At 47.1% G+C, this 16,861-nt stretch carries 14 protein-coding genes and 1 riboswitch; of the genes, 3 read left to right on the forward strand and 11 right to left on the reverse strand.

Annotation, left to right across the window (positions count from 1 at the left end; genetic code table 11):
• Nucleotides 1-9: 9 nt before the first annotated feature.
• Genes AZH43_RS17325 through trpA form a run of 4 tightly spaced genes read right to left on the reverse strand, consistent with a single transcriptional unit; the run spans nucleotide 10 to nucleotide 3,990 of the window.
• Nucleotides 10-1,017, reverse strand: coding sequence for an SPOR domain-containing protein (locus tag AZH43_RS17325; RefSeq protein ID WP_067672522.1), 1,008 nt, complete (start codon nucleotides 1,015-1,017; stop codon nucleotides 10-12).
• The gene (gene folC / locus AZH43_RS17330; RefSeq protein ID WP_067672525.1) at nucleotides 1,014-2,297 is read right to left on the reverse strand and encodes a bifunctional tetrahydrofolate synthase/dihydrofolate synthase; all 1,284 of its coding nucleotides are present in this window, start codon (nucleotides 2,295-2,297) and stop codon (nucleotides 1,014-1,016) included. The genes AZH43_RS17325 and folC overlap by 4 nt, the downstream gene beginning before the upstream one ends.
• On the reverse strand, nucleotides 2,294-3,190 hold the full coding sequence (accD, locus tag AZH43_RS17335) for an acetyl-CoA carboxylase, carboxyltransferase subunit beta (protein WP_067672527.1): 897 nt from the start codon (nucleotides 3,188-3,190) through the stop codon (nucleotides 2,294-2,296). Before accD ends, folC begins: the two co-directional genes overlap by 4 nt.
• Nucleotides 3,187-3,990: a tryptophan synthase subunit alpha gene (trpA, locus tag AZH43_RS17340; protein WP_067672530.1), complete on the reverse strand. Its 804-nt coding sequence runs from the start codon at nucleotides 3,988-3,990 to the stop codon at nucleotides 3,187-3,189. The genes accD and trpA overlap by 4 nt, the downstream gene beginning before the upstream one ends.
• Before the next feature lie 357 nt (nucleotides 3,991-4,347).
• Here trpA and AZH43_RS17345 point away from each other — a divergent pair, with 357 nt between their 5' ends.
• Nucleotides 4,348-5,685, forward strand: a complete 1,338-nt coding sequence (locus AZH43_RS17345) for a Na+/H+ antiporter NhaC family protein (RefSeq protein WP_067672533.1) — start codon at nucleotides 4,348-4,350, stop codon at nucleotides 5,683-5,685.
• Nucleotides 5,686-5,814: 129 nt separating this feature from the next.
• Here AZH43_RS17345 and AZH43_RS17350 read toward each other — a convergent pair whose 3' ends face one another.
• Entirely contained in the window at nucleotides 5,815-6,846 is a 1,032-nt protein-coding gene (locus tag AZH43_RS17350; RefSeq protein ID WP_067672693.1) for an AraC family transcriptional regulator, read from the reverse strand.
• A gap of 154 nt (nucleotides 6,847-7,000) precedes the next feature.
• Between AZH43_RS17350 and AZH43_RS17355 the strand changes: the two genes are divergently transcribed.
• Entirely contained in the window at nucleotides 7,001-7,879 is an 879-nt protein-coding gene (locus AZH43_RS17355; protein WP_067672536.1) for a metal-dependent hydrolase, read from the forward strand.
• Between the two features lie 57 nt (nucleotides 7,880-7,936).
• Here the strand turns inward: AZH43_RS17355 and AZH43_RS17360 are convergent, their stop codons facing one another.
• The 6 genes from AZH43_RS17360 to AZH43_RS17385 all read right to left on the reverse strand — a co-directional run bounded on the left by AZH43_RS17360 (nucleotide 7,937) and on the right by AZH43_RS17385 (nucleotide 14,540).
• Nucleotides 7,937-8,929, reverse strand: coding sequence for a DUF2804 domain-containing protein (locus AZH43_RS17360; RefSeq protein WP_067672539.1), 993 nt, complete (start codon nucleotides 8,927-8,929; stop codon nucleotides 7,937-7,939).
• Between the two features lie 193 nt (nucleotides 8,930-9,122).
• Nucleotides 9,123-9,638, reverse strand: a complete 516-nt coding sequence (locus AZH43_RS17365) for a DUF1543 domain-containing protein (protein WP_067672696.1) — start codon at nucleotides 9,636-9,638, stop codon at nucleotides 9,123-9,125.
• A 16-nt stretch (nucleotides 9,639-9,654) separates the two neighbouring features.
• Nucleotides 9,655-10,380, reverse strand: coding sequence for a CPBP family intramembrane glutamic endopeptidase (locus AZH43_RS17370; RefSeq protein WP_067672542.1), 726 nt, complete (start codon nucleotides 10,378-10,380; stop codon nucleotides 9,655-9,657).
• A 219-nt stretch (nucleotides 10,381-10,599) separates the two neighbouring features.
• Nucleotides 10,600-11,841: a tryptophan synthase subunit beta gene (trpB, locus tag AZH43_RS17375; RefSeq protein WP_067672545.1), complete on the reverse strand. Its 1,242-nt coding sequence runs from the start codon at nucleotides 11,839-11,841 to the stop codon at nucleotides 10,600-10,602.
• Nucleotides 11,822-12,466 (reverse strand): phosphoribosylanthranilate isomerase, encoded by a 645-nt coding sequence (locus AZH43_RS17380; protein ID WP_067672548.1) that lies wholly within the window; start codon nucleotides 12,464-12,466, stop codon nucleotides 11,822-11,824. The genes trpB and AZH43_RS17380 overlap by 20 nt, the downstream gene beginning before the upstream one ends.
• A 160-nt stretch (nucleotides 12,467-12,626) precedes the next feature.
• Entirely contained in the window at nucleotides 12,627-14,540 is a 1,914-nt protein-coding gene (locus AZH43_RS17385; protein ID WP_227509849.1) for a TonB-dependent receptor domain-containing protein, read from the reverse strand.
• Between the two features lie 35 nt (nucleotides 14,541-14,575).
• A riboswitch (cobalamin riboswitch) is annotated at nucleotides 14,576-14,743 on the reverse strand.
• 228 nt (nucleotides 14,744-14,971) lie between these two features.
• On the opposite strand from AZH43_RS17385, the gene AZH43_RS17395 reads away from it, so the two are divergent.
• The gene (locus tag AZH43_RS17395; protein WP_067672554.1) at nucleotides 14,972-16,822 is read left to right on the forward strand and encodes a TonB-dependent receptor plug domain-containing protein; all 1,851 of its coding nucleotides are present in this window, start codon (nucleotides 14,972-14,974) and stop codon (nucleotides 16,820-16,822) included.
• Nucleotides 16,823-16,861 lie beyond the last annotated feature (39 nt).

Below are 16,861 nucleotides of genomic sequence, written 5' to 3' on the forward strand. Positions count from 1 at the left end.
GCTTTTGAATCAGCGCTTATCTAAAGGCACCCAATCAATCACCCAAGCGGATTTCATTCCTAAGCTGGCATCCGCTGTAATTTTCTTACGCGCCGAATCGGCAGTTTCCCTATCTTTTGAAGGCCCTACCATAATACGGATGCCTTTTGAAGTCGGGCTTTTTGTTACACGGTATCCTTTGGCTTTCAGTTTAGAAGCCACGGCATCGGCATTGGCTTCATTGGCTGCCAGCGCAACTTGCACCATCCATTGCTTTTCGCCATGTTCTAACAAATCACGGGCTTTTTCAGCTTCAGCTTTTTTCTTCGCGTCGTCTTTTTGCTTGGTTTCAGCCTTTTGCTTTGCTTCAGCTTTCAGCTTTTCGTCAGCTTTACGCTTCGTCTCTGCCGCCTGCTTTTCTACTGCCTGTTTCTCTGCGGCTTTCTTTTCAGCGGCTAAACGTTCGACTTGGCGCTTTTCATCCGCAGCACGCTTTTCCGCTTCAACACGTTTTTCTGCATCCGCCGTTTTGCGGGCAGCGGCCTGCTTCGCTTGATCAGCCTTAAGCTGTGCGGCTTTCTGCTGATCTAACTTTTTTTGAGCCGCCAGTTTATCCTCAGCAATGCGCTTTTGTTTAGTGGCTTGATCTTCAATCAGTTCTGGCGGAATATTATCTGAACTTTGCTGCCCCGAACGGCGCGCATTCAATTCGGCATATTCTTCAGCCGCTTTACGGGCTGCATCCGCTTCAGCCTGCTGCTGCATCGCCAGAAATTCAGCGGCGCGGGCTTCCTGCTCAGCTACAGATTTCTCGCGGGCATGGCGCTGCGCCTCCAGCAGGCGTTTCTCAGTTTCCACATCTACAGTCAGCTGCGATGCATTTTTATTAGAATTTTTTTGTACAGACTCTGCTGCTGTTTCTGGAACATGCACTTGATTTTGATGAATTTCTTCCTTGCCTTTCAGAAGCAAAGCCGCCAACAAAACACCGCCGCTCAATAAAACAACACCGCCCATCCAGCGCTGTTTGTTATTCATTGACATTCTTCCAAATACTCCCATACCGCTTCTAAGGTATGAAATGAACCACATACCAAAATCAGCTGATTATTTTTTGCGTCATCTAAGGCTGATTTAAAAGCTAATTTCACACTGTCAAAATGCTGTACATCAAGTCCCTGCAGTGCAGTATCCAATTGTGCGATATCGGCAGCGCGCGGAACGGCTAATGGTGCAATTTTCCACATTAAAACGGTTTCTTTCAACAAGTTAACGACAGAATTTACATCCTTGTCGGACAGCATTGAAAAAACACCGATCACTTCTGTGTACTGTTTATTGTATTCTAGGAATTTTCGCAATTGCTTTAACAAAAAATCAACGCCATGCGGATTGTGTCCCGCATCGAAAATAACGCTTTTATCGGCAATTCTGCGCACTTCAAAACGGCCTTGCAGCTTGGCATTGAGAATGCCCTGCTCTAAAGCTTGCTGAGTGATGCTGAGACCGCTCAGCAAAATCGCCGCCACGGCAGTCGAAAGATTTTCTAAGGCTAAGTGGCCTAATGGCAGTTTTAAAGTCGTGCCGGAAGAAGCGAAAAGCCAAGATTGGCCGTCTTCGGCATATTGATAAAAATAGTCACGGTTTACCACATGCAGCGGCGCCTGACATTCATCGGCTTTATTCTGAATTGCCTGAGGCAGCTCTTGCTGGCCGCCAAAAACTACAGGAATACCCGGACGGATAATCCCTGCTTTTTCAAAAGCGATTTTTTCAATGGTGTCGCCCAGCCAGTCGGTATGATCCAATCCGATATTGGTAATAACCGCAACATCCGGATCAATCACATTCACCACATCCAGACGCCCGCCTAAGCCCACTTCCAGCACCCAGACATCACACTGCTTTTGCTTAAAAATAACAAAAGCCGCTAATGTTGTGGCTTCAAAGAAAGATAAAGTCAGATCACAGGCACGTCGCGCTTGATCTACTGCCACAAAGGCATCGATAAGCGTTTGGTCATCAACCTCTATGCCCTGCAGCTTCACGCGCTCATTGAAACGGTAAATATGCGGAGACTGGTAAAGCCCAACTTTATAGCCCTGCGCATTTAAAATGGCAGCTGCCGTTGTGGTGGTAGACCCCTTGCCGTTGGTTCCCGCTACTGTCAGCACTTTGGCCTGCGGCCGCATGACGCCCAGCTTTTCAGCTACGGGAATGACGCGCTCCAAACCTAAATCAATGCCTGTAACATGAACATGGCTCCAATAATCGAGCCATGTGTTTAAAGAATCGTTTGCAAGAGGTGCTGTGTTCAAGACAAGTTCATCAATTTACTGATAATGCGATATACAGTATCACGTAATGCGTGGCGGTGAACAATCTGATCGATTACCCCATGATCAAGCAGGTATTCCGCGCGCTGGAACGGCTCTTCCAGTTTTTCTCGCACAGTTTGCTCAATCACACGCTTGCCGGCAAAACCAATCATGGCTTTAGGTTCAGCAATATGCACATCGCCCAGCATGGCTAAGGATGCAGTTACACCGCCATATACAGGGTGAGTCAGCACCACCACGTAAGGCAGACCTGCTTCTTTCATGCGTTGGATTGCAGCAGATGTACGCGCCATTTGCATTAAAGACAGCATGCCTTCCTGCATACGTGCGCCGCCGGAAGCCGCAAAGCAGATCAGCGGCTGTTTCTGCGCAATGGCGCGTTCAGCCGCCTGTACAAAACGATCACCGACCACTGAGCCCATTGAACCGCCCATGAAATCAAATTCAAATGCGCAGGCAATCAAAGGAATGCCTTTCAGCAGGCCCTGCATCACGACCAATGCTTCAGTCTCGCCGGTTTTCTGCTGCGCTTCAGTCATACGCTCTGGGTATGGCTTGCTGTCAACAAATTTCAGCGGATCTTTGGCTTTAAATTCTTGGCCCAGTTCATTTTGAACCTGATCAAAAAACCAGTTTAAGCGGTCACGCGCCTTCATGCGCAGATGCTCATCGCATTGCGGGCAAACATAAGCATTGAATGACATTGCAGTACGGGTCACTAATGCATGACACTCAGGGCATTCAATAGTCGGCTCTGTAAAAGTGGCTTTAAGCGCCTGCTGTTCATCCGGCATATGGATGCCTGGCACAGTGCGGTCCGTCCACGGTGTAGACGGGTTTAGAATTTTCCCTGATTTCACGTCTTGACTCATACTAACTCATCGAGCGCGGCTCGAAGCTCCTTAACTTTATTCACCGTTGCTGTAACGGCCTGTTCTGGTGCTAAGTTTGCAAACTGTTTAACAAAGGCGCTGCCGACAATGACTGCATCCGCAGCAACACCCATGGCTTTTGCTGAAGCGGCATCGCTGATTCCGAAACCGACACCAACTGGAATATTGGTATACGATTTAATTTTTTGGATACGGCTGGCAGCTTCTGCCACATCTAAAGTTGCAGCGCCTGTCACCCCTTTCAGAGAAACATAGTAAATAAAGCCGCTGGCCTGCTTCACCACGTGCTGAATGCGCTCATCCGTAGATGTTGGCGCCAGCAGGAAGATTTGATCCATGCCGTATTTTTGCAGCACTTCATCTAAATCTTTCGCTTCTTCTGGCGGCAAGTCCACCAGCAGCACACCGTCCACACCGCATTCATTGGCATAGGCCACAAACTTTTCATAGCCAATCACTTCAACAGGGTTTAAGTAGCCCATCAAAACCACAGGTGTTTCTGTGTCTTTTTCACGGAATTCTTTGACCATGTTCAACGCATCAAGGGTATTCGTGCCCCCAGCCAATGCGCGTTCAGCTGCCAGTGCAATCACCGGGCCATCCGCCATAGGGTCTGAAAAAGGCAAGCCTAATTCAATCACATCGACACCCGCATCGACCATGCTGTGCAGCAAGGGCACAGTCACTTGCGGATGAGGGTCACCAGCCATTACATAAGAAACCAAAGCTTTACGCTGCTGAGATTTAAGTGCTTCAAAACGTGCGGCTAAACGTGACATAGGGCTCTACTTTCCTTGAATGGTTCAAAACGAGTTGGCTTTGTAAAAATACAAGACACTGCATTGTAACGCTATTTTTCACCCATTGAATAGGGTGTGAGCATTTCTGCCTGCATTTGCACAGTCTGCAAAACTTTCAGAACAATCCGAAAGCAACATTTACGGCTATTTCAGCTTTTTTCACAATGATCAAAGATGCCTAATTTCGCTGAATTACAAAATGTTAAGCTTTGAGACAAACTTGATTTTATTGATAAAAATCTTTTATAAATACAGAGCTTAGCTTTTGTGATGAAAGTTTTCTGAAATTGCAAAACCTGCTTTATACTATGCGCACTGTTTTACTTTTTATCTCCTATGACCTCCAACTCCCAAGCAAAAGCGCAGGCTCGAGCCTATGCGCTGCTGCCGCTGATTGTATTTTTAGCCATTTTTTTAGGCAGCGGTATTTACCACTCTCTCATTGGCACCGAGTTCGCTTTTTACCAAGTCAAAGCCCCGATTGCGGCTCTGCCCGCGGCAGTTTTAGCTGTGCTGATGTACAAAGGCCCGCTGAATCATGGCATTGATACTTTCCTCAAAGGTGCAAGCCATCCCAATCTGATTTTAATGTTTATGGTCTTCATGCTGGCCGGCGCTTTTGCCAGCGTCAGCAGCGCCATTGGCAGCGTGGATGCAACCGTGCAGCTCGGGCTGTCAATTATTCCGCCTGAATTTGTCCTGCCGATGCTGTTCTTGATTTCAGCTTTTATCGCCACAGCTATGGGCACCTCCATGGGCACAATTGCGGCTTGCGCGCCGATTGCTTTCGGCTTTACCCAAGCGACAGATATTGAAGCGGTCTATGCTATTGGCGCTGTAGTCGGCGGCGCAATGTTTGGCGACAACCTGTCGATGATTTCGGATACCACCATTGCCGCCACCAGCAGCTTAAAGGTGCAGCTGCGCGATAAATTCCGTGTCAATGTCTGGATTGCCGTTCCAGCATCCATTATCAGCCTGTTCATATACATGCTGATCAGCCATGATTCTCAAGCCATCGAGTATAAAGCATATAACGCCTGGCTGATTTTACCTTACATTGCAGTCTTCATTTTAGCATTCAGCCGCCTTCATGTTCTGGCGGTGCTGACCATCGGCATTGTGCTGTCCGGACTTATCGGCTTAAGCGTGCACGCAGATTTTACTATCTTGAAGTTAAACAACTCTATTTATGACGGCTTTGTCAGCATGTTTGAAGTGGCGCTGCTGTCGATGTTTCTGGGCGGCCTCTCGGCCATTATGCAGCGCGAAGGCGGCTTGCAGTGGCTGATTCAGCGCATTTACAGCCTGACCCGCTTATTTAAAGTCAGCGCACAGCGCGCCGGCGAACTGGGCATCAGCTTTTTGGTCATTTTCTCCAACATCTTTGTGGCCAATAATACCGTAGCCATTATTTTATCAGGAGATATGGCGCGTGAAGTCGCCAAAGAATACGGCGTCGACCCAAAACGCGCAGCCGCGCTGATGGATATTTTTTCCTGTGTGGTTCAGGGGCTTATTCCGTATGGAGCGCAGCTGCTGTTGGCCTGCTCTATCGCTAAAATGTCGCCGGTTGAGCTCATCGGCGGCATTTATTACTGCTGGGTTCTAGCCGTCTTTGCCATATTGTCGATCATTTTCCGCTACCCCCGCTCAAAGCCTTCAAATGCATAAACCCAAATAGCACTGAGCGCTTGATGAGCCAGCAGACAATCTGCTGGCTTTTATTCTTCTGCGTGCTTCAGCCGATTCTGACGATCAAACTTTATGGTGAAGATTTTACTTTAATGCGGAGATTTTATTCTAAGGCTTGGATTTTAATTGCTTCTTGCGCTGCATTAAGGTCTGGCCCGTCGATGCTTTATATGCCCGCGTCAATGCAGACTGGTCTGAATAGCCCAGCTGCTGCGCAATTCCGCTCAAAGATGCGCCCTGCTGCAGCAAATGTTCACAGCGTTTCATCCGCTCCATCTCCAGCACTTGCTTAAAGGAACTGCCCTGTTCCTGCAGCTGGCGCTGCAAGGTGCGGACAGATAAATGCAGTTCATCCGCCATAATTTCTATTTTTGGCGCTTGGGCATTTAAACGCAGATATTCTGCGACATGCAGGTGAATTTGCTGCGCCGCATGTTCAAAACGCGGCTTAGATGCAATCGCGTCTTCCGCCTGCTTTAACAGCAGCTGCATCAGCGAAGGGTCAGCTAATTCAGATTTCAAATCCAAACTGTCCGAACTGATGACAAACGAATACTGCGCATGTCCGAACTCTACCGCGCAGCCGAAAAATTTTTCATAATGGTAGCGCGCCATCTGAGGCGTATGGGCAAACTGAATCCGCAGCAGCTGCAGTGAGGCTGGAAAAATCTGTTTGGCTAAATGCGCCATGCAGGCGGATGTCAATTCATTGACCAGCGCATATTTTTCATCGTGCAGCGGCCAAGACAAATAAATTTCCTTGCCTTGATGGCTCATATGCATCGGCGTGATTTCTGCGCCGTCTATCACCAGCCGGCTGAAGCGTATAATGTACCGCAGCGCATCCGCAACACTGTCACTGCGGCTGGCCATATAGCCCAGCACGCCAAAGTGCTCTGCGCGGATAAACTTCGCCATTTCAAAAATCAACTGGGGGCAGTCTAAATCTTGACGGGTGTATTCCATGACTGCCGCAAAAAAAGCATACGGCGACTGTGAGTCAATCGGTAAAGACAGCACATGCTCCAGCTGCTGCTGATAAGCGGCCAAATACGGCAGCTGATGCCAATCGAGCTGGCGTTCACTTAAATACATGTTCCACAATTGGAAATATCCGTTCGGGATATGCAGCCCCTGCATCATGCACCTCTTTCTTGTTGTTTTAAGCCTGTAATTTTGACATGAAGGATTTTCACCTTGGCGTTAAATGTATAAAAAATGGCAATAACTGTCAAAACATTTGCTGAAATCTTCGACATACTGCAATCATCACAGGCAATTGAAGTAAAACAAAATGAATGCCCTTGTCCAATATCCGCAAGCCATACCGGTCGTCCGTACCCAGCTCAATTTCAAGCTGGATGAAGCGCCTAAATTCTGGTTTGGCGGCGATCCCTATATCACCCGCATGTTTGATGCCTTAAGCCTGACATTTCCAGATGGAGAGCGCTATTTTATTGAATCTGTACGCTTATTCCGCGATCAAATTACAGATTCAGACCTGCAGCACCGTGTAGCGGACTTTATCCGTCAGGAAGCCCAGCATGGTATCGCGCATGACAAAATGAATCAGGTGATGAAAGATCAGGGCATGCCCGTTGATCAGTTCATTTCACGCTTAAACAAAATTTTTAAATTTGAACTGAAAAACCGCTCTGCGCAATACAATATTGCAATGACTGCGGCGGCGGAGCATTTAACGGCGCTGATGGCTGAAACCTTCTTTGGCACGCAGGATACCTTAAAACAGGCCCATCCTTATGTCCGCGCCTTATTCGCCTGGCATGCCATTGAAGAGATGGAACACCGCGATGTTGCCTTTGACGTAATGAAGCAGGTCGGCAATGTGCCTGAGTTTACACGGCGCGGCGCATTAGTCATGACAACCGCCTTAATGTTTGGATTTACCCTTTACCGCACCAACATTATGCTGAAATATGATGGATTCAGCATGCGGGAGCGTCTGCAAATGAATATTAAAGGCCTGCCATGGTTCTTTGGCAAAAAAGGCACGCTGACCAAAATGAGCAAGCAGTACCGTGACTGGTTTAAAAAGGATTTCCATCCGAATCAGCACCCAGTCATTGCGCAGTATGATGTTTGGGTAAATACGCTGGCAGAGACCGGCGATCCGATTTTAGCCGGTGAAGCCTTTTGGCAAGCGGCCAAATAGCAGGCGGCGACATCTGAAAAAAGAAAAATTCCGCCATAAAGCCAAAATTTCTGGCGCTTACCATTTGGCATAATGCTGTTCCAATAGGCCATATTCATTCAGCAGAATAATTTCTTTGCCGTCCTGCTGAATGGTTCCGCTGATCTTGGCTTGCCACTGACTGAACTGACTGCCGACCAATCTTAAGTTCAGGTTTTCATAGCGGCGCCAGCCTGTGCTGACCATTAAATTCAGCCGGTTATCCAAAGAGCGGATTGTCCACTGCTGTTGATTTTCCTGCAGAAACAGTACATCTTCCATCGGGTAGAGTACGCCATTGACCCACAGGCAATTTTCATTGCCGAAGCTTTCATTCACGCCAGAGGCCAAATTCAAACCGACCCGGTTATTTTCGGTATCCCAAAAATTGCAGGACAGCCAAAACCATGCGGTTTCCGGACGCAGGAAACCGCAAGTATCATCCAATGAGGCAAAAGTGCGCTCATTGAATTGAATCATGCCGCCCCGCTTATTTTTAAAGAATCCTTCACAACCCAATGTCGTCAGCTTTTGCGTATAAGTCCAGCCATTAATGCCTGTGGGGCTGCACATGCTCAGCGGATCGGTGCCTGCACAGAAAATACGGGCGCTGAGCTGCAGTTCTCCATGTTTCGTGACCTGAACGTACCGGACCCCATTGGCATGCTGAATATCAATCTGCACACCGGACTTCATAAAATGGCTTTGGTTATATAAGGGCTGTTCATCCAGAACCGTATTCACCGCCAGCATATTAATGGCATTCCACTCGGTCACTTCATTGTGCATATGGTCATACACATAGACAAAAGCATGCCCTGCCCATGCAATATCCGCAATGGCCAAGCCAATGGTGTAGTGTTCATGCTGAATACAGCAGAATTTGAATTTTTTATACTTTAATTTTTTCCGCCAGCCCTCCAGTACTTTGCCGTAGGGAGTTTTATACACATACTGATTCAAGTTAATCTGCTGCGGCAAAGCGCTGAAACGGCCGTAATTTGGCTGTCCATTCGGCTGTATTAAATCCATTTATTCTTATCCGTGGAATAAATTTATCTGAAAATCCTTATACTTATTATGCCTATAATTTTTAGGCAGAACAGTTCCATACATCTAATTTGTATAAAAAACCACACAATATTGTACTGCACGCCATCAAAACACAACATATTTAAATGCCATGATGATTCAGCCAGCGGTCTTTAGGCCTCTAGGCAAAGACTCATTCAGCAATGGTTAAGTAAGTATTTTCCCATTGATTTTCAGCAAAGCCTCCCTCAACCAGCTGAATATAGCGGCCATGCACAAGGTCAACTGCAATGCAGTCATCGACATCCAATACACGGTCTGTATGCTGTTTCTGCCAATGCGCGGCAAAATGCTTTTTGCCTTTTTCTTTGGCTACGATATGATTCTGCGCCACCACCAGTACATAACGGTGCAGCTCACCGAACTCGCTGGCGTCATAGCCGCCTAAGTTGATCAGCCACAGCCGCACATCCGCCTGATTAGGCTGTGCATCAATCAATTGAACTTGGTAGCTGTTGCCTTCAAATTCTACGCCATTGATCTGCGCCCAAGCATCAATATGCAGGCCTTTCTGTTCACCGAACCATGCATTTTTCAGTTGCGGATAAATCTCTTGCAATGAATCGCCTACCGCTAAAACCACATCATGGACTTCAGTATTTGCGCGCGCATGGCGGCCGCCAAGCATAACAATAAATAAACTAGACAAACTTTTCACCCAAACCTCAGGCGCCGATATAGGGCTGAAGTATTTTTAATAAAATTACGCCGCCCAATGATAGTACAGCATTGTTTACAAAGTGAATCAGCAATACATGCCAGATATTGCGCGTCCATAAATAAATCAGGTTCAAGAACAGTCCCGCCGCCATAAAGCTGACCGTTGCAATCAGATTGCCGTCAAAATTATAAAAATGAATGAGGCCAAATACAATCGAGTTCAGCAGCAGCAGGACAACACGCCAAAGCCACGGCGCAACAAAAAGTTTTTGCAGCAAGGTATAGCGGAAAACAATATCTTCCAGCAGCGCTGTAAATAAAGGCCCAAAACTGATGATCAGCAGGCTGATAAAAGCAATGCTGTTTGGATCAATCTGATGTTCGGTTTCTATGCTCTGACCCGCAGGCAAAACACTGCGGGTCAGCGAAATGATGATTTGCAGCAATACGGCGCCTGCAACAACCAGCAGGCTTGAACGCCAAAAGGCTTGCTTATACTTTTGCCAATGCTCAGCCAGCATCGTTTTATACAGCCAGCAGACCATTGCGAAAAGCATTCCGCGTAAAACCGTATCAGCAAATGCCGCATTCACGGACACACCAAAGACATATCCCAGCACCAATCCATTCAGCAAAATAAGCGGGATAATGCAAATGGCAAAGGTGTCACGCCATTGCCATAAAATCTGATTGGGAAACTGCTCAGCGCGAACCAATTGAGTAAATATCATTGTTATTGTGTCTTTCTAAAGCCGTAAAATTTCAGCCATATTGTGATTTGCTTCACTTTTTTGTTCTGCATGTTTTTTGTAGATCTTTTCCTCAAAGAAATGCATACCCATAAAAAATCGCGCGGAATGGCTTCTGCGCGATTTTTTTAAATCATCCCTTGCGGATTCAGAATACATTCTGAAGTCCTCCCCTTTAACAAAGGAGGGGCTGGGGATATTTTACATCTCTACCATTTCAACGCCGTCAATGCGGGCAACCGTCATCAAATCTTTATCGCCGCGGCCTGAAACCGTCGCAATAATGATCTGGTCTTTGTCCATGGTCGGTGCAAGTTTCGTCACATACGCCATGGCGTGTGAGCTTTCAAGCGCCGGAATAATGCCTTCAATTTGGGTTAAATCACGGAAGCCTTGCAATGCTTCCTGATCATTAATAGGCACATAGTTCACACGGTGCATATCTTTTAAGAAGCTGTGTTCAGGACCGACGCCCGGATAATCCAGACCTGCAGAAATTGAATGGGTTTCAATAATTTGGCCCTGTTCATCCGACATCAGGTAAGTACGGTTGCCGTGCAGTACCCCGACATGGCCGGCATTTAAAGGCGCTGAGTGCTTGCCTGTTTCAATGCCGTAGCCTGCCGCCTCTACACCGTACATCTGTACAGACTCATCATTTAGGAATGGGTAAAACAAGCCCATTGCATTCGAACCGCCGCCGACACAGGCCACCAATGCATCCGGCAGACGGCCTGCCTGTTCTTGAATCTGCTTGCGCGCTTCACGGCCAATGATGGATTGGAAATCACGTACCAATTGCGGATAAGGATGCGGTCCAGCCACAGTTCCAATCACGTAATAAGTTGAGTCCACATTGGTTACCCAGTCACGCATCGCTTCGTTCATGGCATCTTTCAATGTTTTTGAACCGCTTTCTACTGGCACAACTGTAGCGCCAAGCAGACGCATGCGGTATACATTCATGGCTTGACGTTTTACGTCTTCAGCGCCCATGAATACTACACATTCAAGACCTAAACGGGCTGCGATGGTTGCTGTCGCTACACCGTGCTGGCCTGCGCCAGTTTCTGCAATAATGCGTTTTTTGCCTGAAAGTTTAGCCAGCAGCGCCTGGCCGATGGTGTTATTCACTTTATGTGAGCCGGTATGGTTCAGGTCTTCACGTTTTAAATAAATTTGCGCGCCGCCTAACTCTTTGGACCATCGCTCTGCATGATAAAGTGGACTCGGACGACCAACATAGTAAGCGAGGTCACGGTCGAACTCAGCTAAAAACTGTGCATCATCTTTCATGCGGAAATAGAGCTTTTCTAAGTCTTCTAAAGCCGCCATCAGCGTTTCTGATACAAAACGTCCGCCATGAATACCGAAGTGCCCGCGTTCATCGGGAAATTGGGTATAGTCTACTTGGCTGTTCTGATTAACATTTTGCTGATCCACGTTGGACTCCTTGCATAAACTGTTCAATGAGTTGTTGGTCTTTGATACCTTTTGCGGACTCTACGCCTCCGCTGACATCGACTGCATAAGCATTGGTCGTCTTTATAGCGTCTTCAATATTTTCAGGCTTTAAGCCGCCTGCCAAAATTAAAGGAATATCAAGTTTGGGGAAGGCTGACCAGTCAAAACTGTACCCTGTTCCGCCTTTAAGTTCCGGATGCCAAGCATCCAAAAGGACTGCGCTCGCCCCTGCCTGCTGGAATTGCCGAATCACTGCCGTCACATCCATTTCAGGTTTAACCTGTATGGCCCTATACCAGCGCCGTCCAGCTTGCGCCGCGATTTGCTGGCACTGCTGCGGGGTTTCATCGCCATGAAACTGCAGAATATCGACAGGCGCCTGTTTTAAAATCTGAATAATGTCATCCGCCGATGCATTGACAAACAGCCCGACCGTTTGCACATAGGCCGGCACATGCCGAATTAATTCTTTTGCCTGCTCTGGAGTCACGCTGCGCGGGCTGGGCGGGAAAAATACAAATCCGATTGCATCGGCCCCAGCGTCAACAACAGACTGAATATCTTGAATACGTGTGATTCCGCAAATTTTGGCACGGGTTCGCATATTATTCTGGCTCTAGCTCCGCCCGATTCATAGCCTATCTATAAATACAAGGGCGAATCATTGTAATGCAATTTTCATGCATTGCGTGCATTTTCAGCATCTTTCCACCAAGAAAACAAAAAGCCCTGAATGTTCAGGGCTTTTTGCAAACGCTCAGCGATTACTTCATTGCGTAACGCAGTGTCAGCCATGCTGTGCGGCCATCTTGGCGGTAATAATAGTCACTCCAAGAGTCATACACGGTGAAATATTCTTTATCAAACATATTGGCTAATTTTGCCTGCACAGACAGTTCTGGTGTTGCCTGATAGGTTAAACGGACATCTGCAGTTGCAAAACCGCCTAAAGCATCGGTATTGGCAGCATCTGTATAACGCTGGTCTTCTGCATGCACAGAACCACCCAGCGTCCATTTATCCATTGTATAGTCAGCAGAAAGGTTCAGTAATTGCCCTGCGCGGCCAGCAATTTGATTCCCTTTGGTTGTGCCGGAATTATATTCAGGCTGCTGATAGGTATAGTTCACGTTCCATGTAAAATTTGTCAGGCTTTGGCCAAATTCTGCTTCAACGCCTTTAATTTTGGCTTTGGCGATATTGGCGCCGCCTGAAATCATGTTGTCAATTTCATTATGGAATGCGGAAACAGACCAGTTCAGCCACTGCGAACCTTTGAAGCCAATTTCATAGTTTTCAGATTCTTCCGGTACCAGATTCGGATTTGACCAGCCAGGATAATACAAGTCATTAAACGTCGGCGAACGGAACGCAGTGCCATAAGATGCATAAACACTGTAATCCTCATTAAAGCTGTAGCCGACCGCGGCATTGCCGGTCGTATGATCACCAAATTGCTCATTATCGTCTAGGCGAATGGCGCCTTGAACATTGACTTTGCCGAACTCACCCAGATACTGCGCATAATAGCCCAGATTATTACGCTCTTTTTCATCATAATTTGTCGTGCTGTCAACTTGATCATTCAAGTAATCTACACCCACCAGCAAGCTATGCTTCAGGCTGAATTGGATTGTGTTCAGCCAGCTGACTGTATCTTTAGCCGTATCAAAAACACCTGTTGATTTGTCTGCACTAAACGTTTCATATTTATCTTCAGAACGGCCAAATTTAATTTGCGTTTTCCAAAGGTCAACCGGCGAATAGGTCAGGCCAATGCCATAAACATTCTGTTCAACTTTATTGTACGGATTGATATTGTACGAACTGTCATAGTCAGTTTCGCCATTCACATGCAGTACGTTTACATCTACAGCCAGCTGATCATTGAATTGATGGCCGGCCTTCAGTGACGCAGAATAATTTTCATAGCCGTCTTTATCCGTTTCAGTCGGCAAAGTTGTGACATCTAAGCCTTTTGTTTTCAGGCCAGCCAGACTCAGTGTTGCCCAAGAGTTGTCCTGACGGATATTCACGCCGGCATTGACATCATAAGTTTCATGAGAGCCATAAGTCACGGATGCGAATGGTTTTACGCCATTTTGCGAACCCTTGCGGGTGAAAATCTGAATCACGCCGCCAACAGCTTCTGAACCATAGAGGCTTGAACGCGGTCCTTTAACCACTTCAACACGTTCAATTTGATCAATCGGCAAATGCTCAAAAGAAGTTTGACCCGACGTTGCTGACCCGAGTTTTTGACCATCGACCAATACCAAAACGGCAGTTGATCCAGTACCGCGGATAGAGATGCTGGTCGGCTGGCCTAAGCCGCCTGAATTGGTAAACGTTACGCCAGGAACCGTGCGAAGTAAATCCTGCAGTGTATTGAACTGTTTACGTTCAATTTCTTCGCGGTCAATTACCGTCACTGCCGCCAAAGTTTTTTGTGAGTCTTGCTCGACAAGATTGGCCACAGTATTGGTAATGACTGGAAGCTGATGAACGTCTTCTGCCATTGCAGCAGAAAGCGGTGATAAAACAAAAAAAGAGCCTAAAAAGGCCTTAGAAATAGAATGCATGCTGTATTCCCCGACCGCACCGCCCGTGCGAATAAAAAAGTGGATAACGCGAGGCGGATTCAGGGTGAGCAACTCTACGGCGCAAAGTAAAGCCATAGATATGCAATTCCGCTATAACGCCCGCCGCATTATGTGTAGGTTTGCATCAGGCCGGTCTCCGGACTTAAGGGCTGATTCAATATCAAACCCTATTCACCGTTGCGGGGGCAGTGTCAGATTACAAACACCCTAAATTGGCGTTTTGACTGACTTCCCAGTTTCACTTCTCAAATGGAAGCACCTGAAGCGCAGGCAGATTAGTTTCTGCACCGCTGCAAGTCAAGCTGAATATAATGCTGAACTCCATTTAAGCAAGCCTCTATACGGATTGTCGCGTACAGAGGACTTCTTTATACTTCCCTTATTCACAGCAATAGGCATGGGAAGTTTAAACAACACTGCCCCCGCAACGGTAAGCCAGTCCGATACCAGCCTGCTGTTTTTCCGCCACTCAAGCATTCACGTGGGGTGAATGTCTGGAGAATTGCATGTCCTCCTTTTCTAAACCCGCTGTATTCACAGGCGGCTTTGCTGCCATACTGGCTGTTTCTGCACAGACTCAGGCAGAACAACCGGCGGATGTTCACTCTGCCGTTTTAGATACCATTGTGGTTACAGCCACACGCTCCGAAGAAAAAATTGAAGATGTGCCTGCACGTATTTCAATCATTGAACCTGCCGCCATAGAGCAATCTCCAATTGCCCAAATAAGTGATTTACTGCGCAGTGATGCATCAATCAATATGGTGCAGAATGGCGGGCTGGGGCAAGTTGCTTCTATTTTTTTACGCGGCACAGAATCTGACCATACCCTTGTGCTACGTGACGGCGTACGTTTAAATTCCGCCACTTCGGGCATGGCGCCGTTGCAATTTTTAGACACGACAGACATTCAGCAAATTGAAATTTTAAAAGGGCCGGCCTCAGTCCTTTACGGTTCAGACGCGATTGGCGGCGTGGTGCAGATCATTTCAAAACAGCCCGTTCGAAATACTGTCTTTGTAACAGCTGAAGCTGGGGAACACAGCACCTACAAAAGCATTATCGGCGCAGACTGGACTGAACAGGGCTACTATGCGCAAGTCCGTGGCCAGCGTTTAGAATCTGACGCAACCAAAGTCTTTGATTTAAAAGAGTTAAGCACTGCAAGCTATGACCAAAAAGGCTGGAGCGCAAAAGCTGGCGCAAAACAGGAAAACTACGCCTATGCACTGGACTACAGCCAAAACCAAGGCCACAACGCTTATGTCAGCTGCGCCAATGAAGATAAAGATTACAATTGCATCAGCTATGGAAATACCCAGCAGGCGTTCAGCAATGAAATGCTGAATCTGCGCGGAGAAATTCAGCTCAGTACAGATTGGGAACTGCATGCGCGCTTATCTCAGTTTAAAGATGAATTGGATCAGTTGGCTGGCGTAGACTTCACCCATAACAAAACTCAAGAAGCTGAACTGTATTCAAAGTATCAGCTCACTGCACACCAATCCATTTTGACGGGCGTCACTCATCGAAAAATCAGCGGCGATATCATCTCTTATGGAACAGCCTACACAGATGATAACCGCAGTACAGGCTACTACCTGCAGCACCAGTATCAAAAAGAAGGGTTGAATACACAGCTGGGGATTCGCCTCGAAGATGATGCACATTATGGCGCTCAGACCATCGGTCAGGCGGCCGTCCGTATTCAAGTGCTGCCCTTAACCAGCGCATACGCCAATATCGGTACGGCATTCAAATCGCCGACTTTAGATGAACGCTACAACAGCTGGTCCGGCAACCCCAATTTAAAGCCCGAAGAAAGCATCTCTTATGAGATCGGGCTGGATCAGAAATTGAATTATGGTTTAAGCGCAGGTTTAGCGCTTTATCACACCACAGTAAGCCAGCTGATTGTCAATGGCCCGCAATACACGCTGGAAAACCTGAATAAAGCCATCTACCAAGGCGCAGAAAGCTATTTGGAATGGAAAAATGGCCCGTGGTTCAGTAAATTAAGCTACAACTATGTCAAAGCGCAAAATCAGGACATTAAAGAGGACTTGCAGCGCCGCCCCCGCCAAAGCTTGAGCTGGACTGCAGGCTGGAGCAACAGCCAGTATGGCTTGAATGCCTCTTTAAATGCAAAATCAGATACAGCGGATTATCAGGCGAAGAATCCAGGATACGCAACGGTTGATATGCATGCATTCTGGCAAATTAATCCGCACTTAAAAGCTTTTACCAATATACAGAATATCGGCGATATAAATTATAAGACCAGCTCTTATGGTTCTGGCCTGTACTATTTGAATGGCGGGCGCCTTGCCTCCGCTGGCTTAACTGTACAGTACTAATTGAAATACAGATCTCTTTCTAAAATTCACACAATGGAA

The sequence above is a fragment of the Acinetobacter pragensis genome (genome assembly GCF_001605895.1).
Taxonomy (GTDB): Bacteria; Pseudomonadota; Gammaproteobacteria; order Pseudomonadales; family Moraxellaceae; genus Acinetobacter; species Acinetobacter pragensis.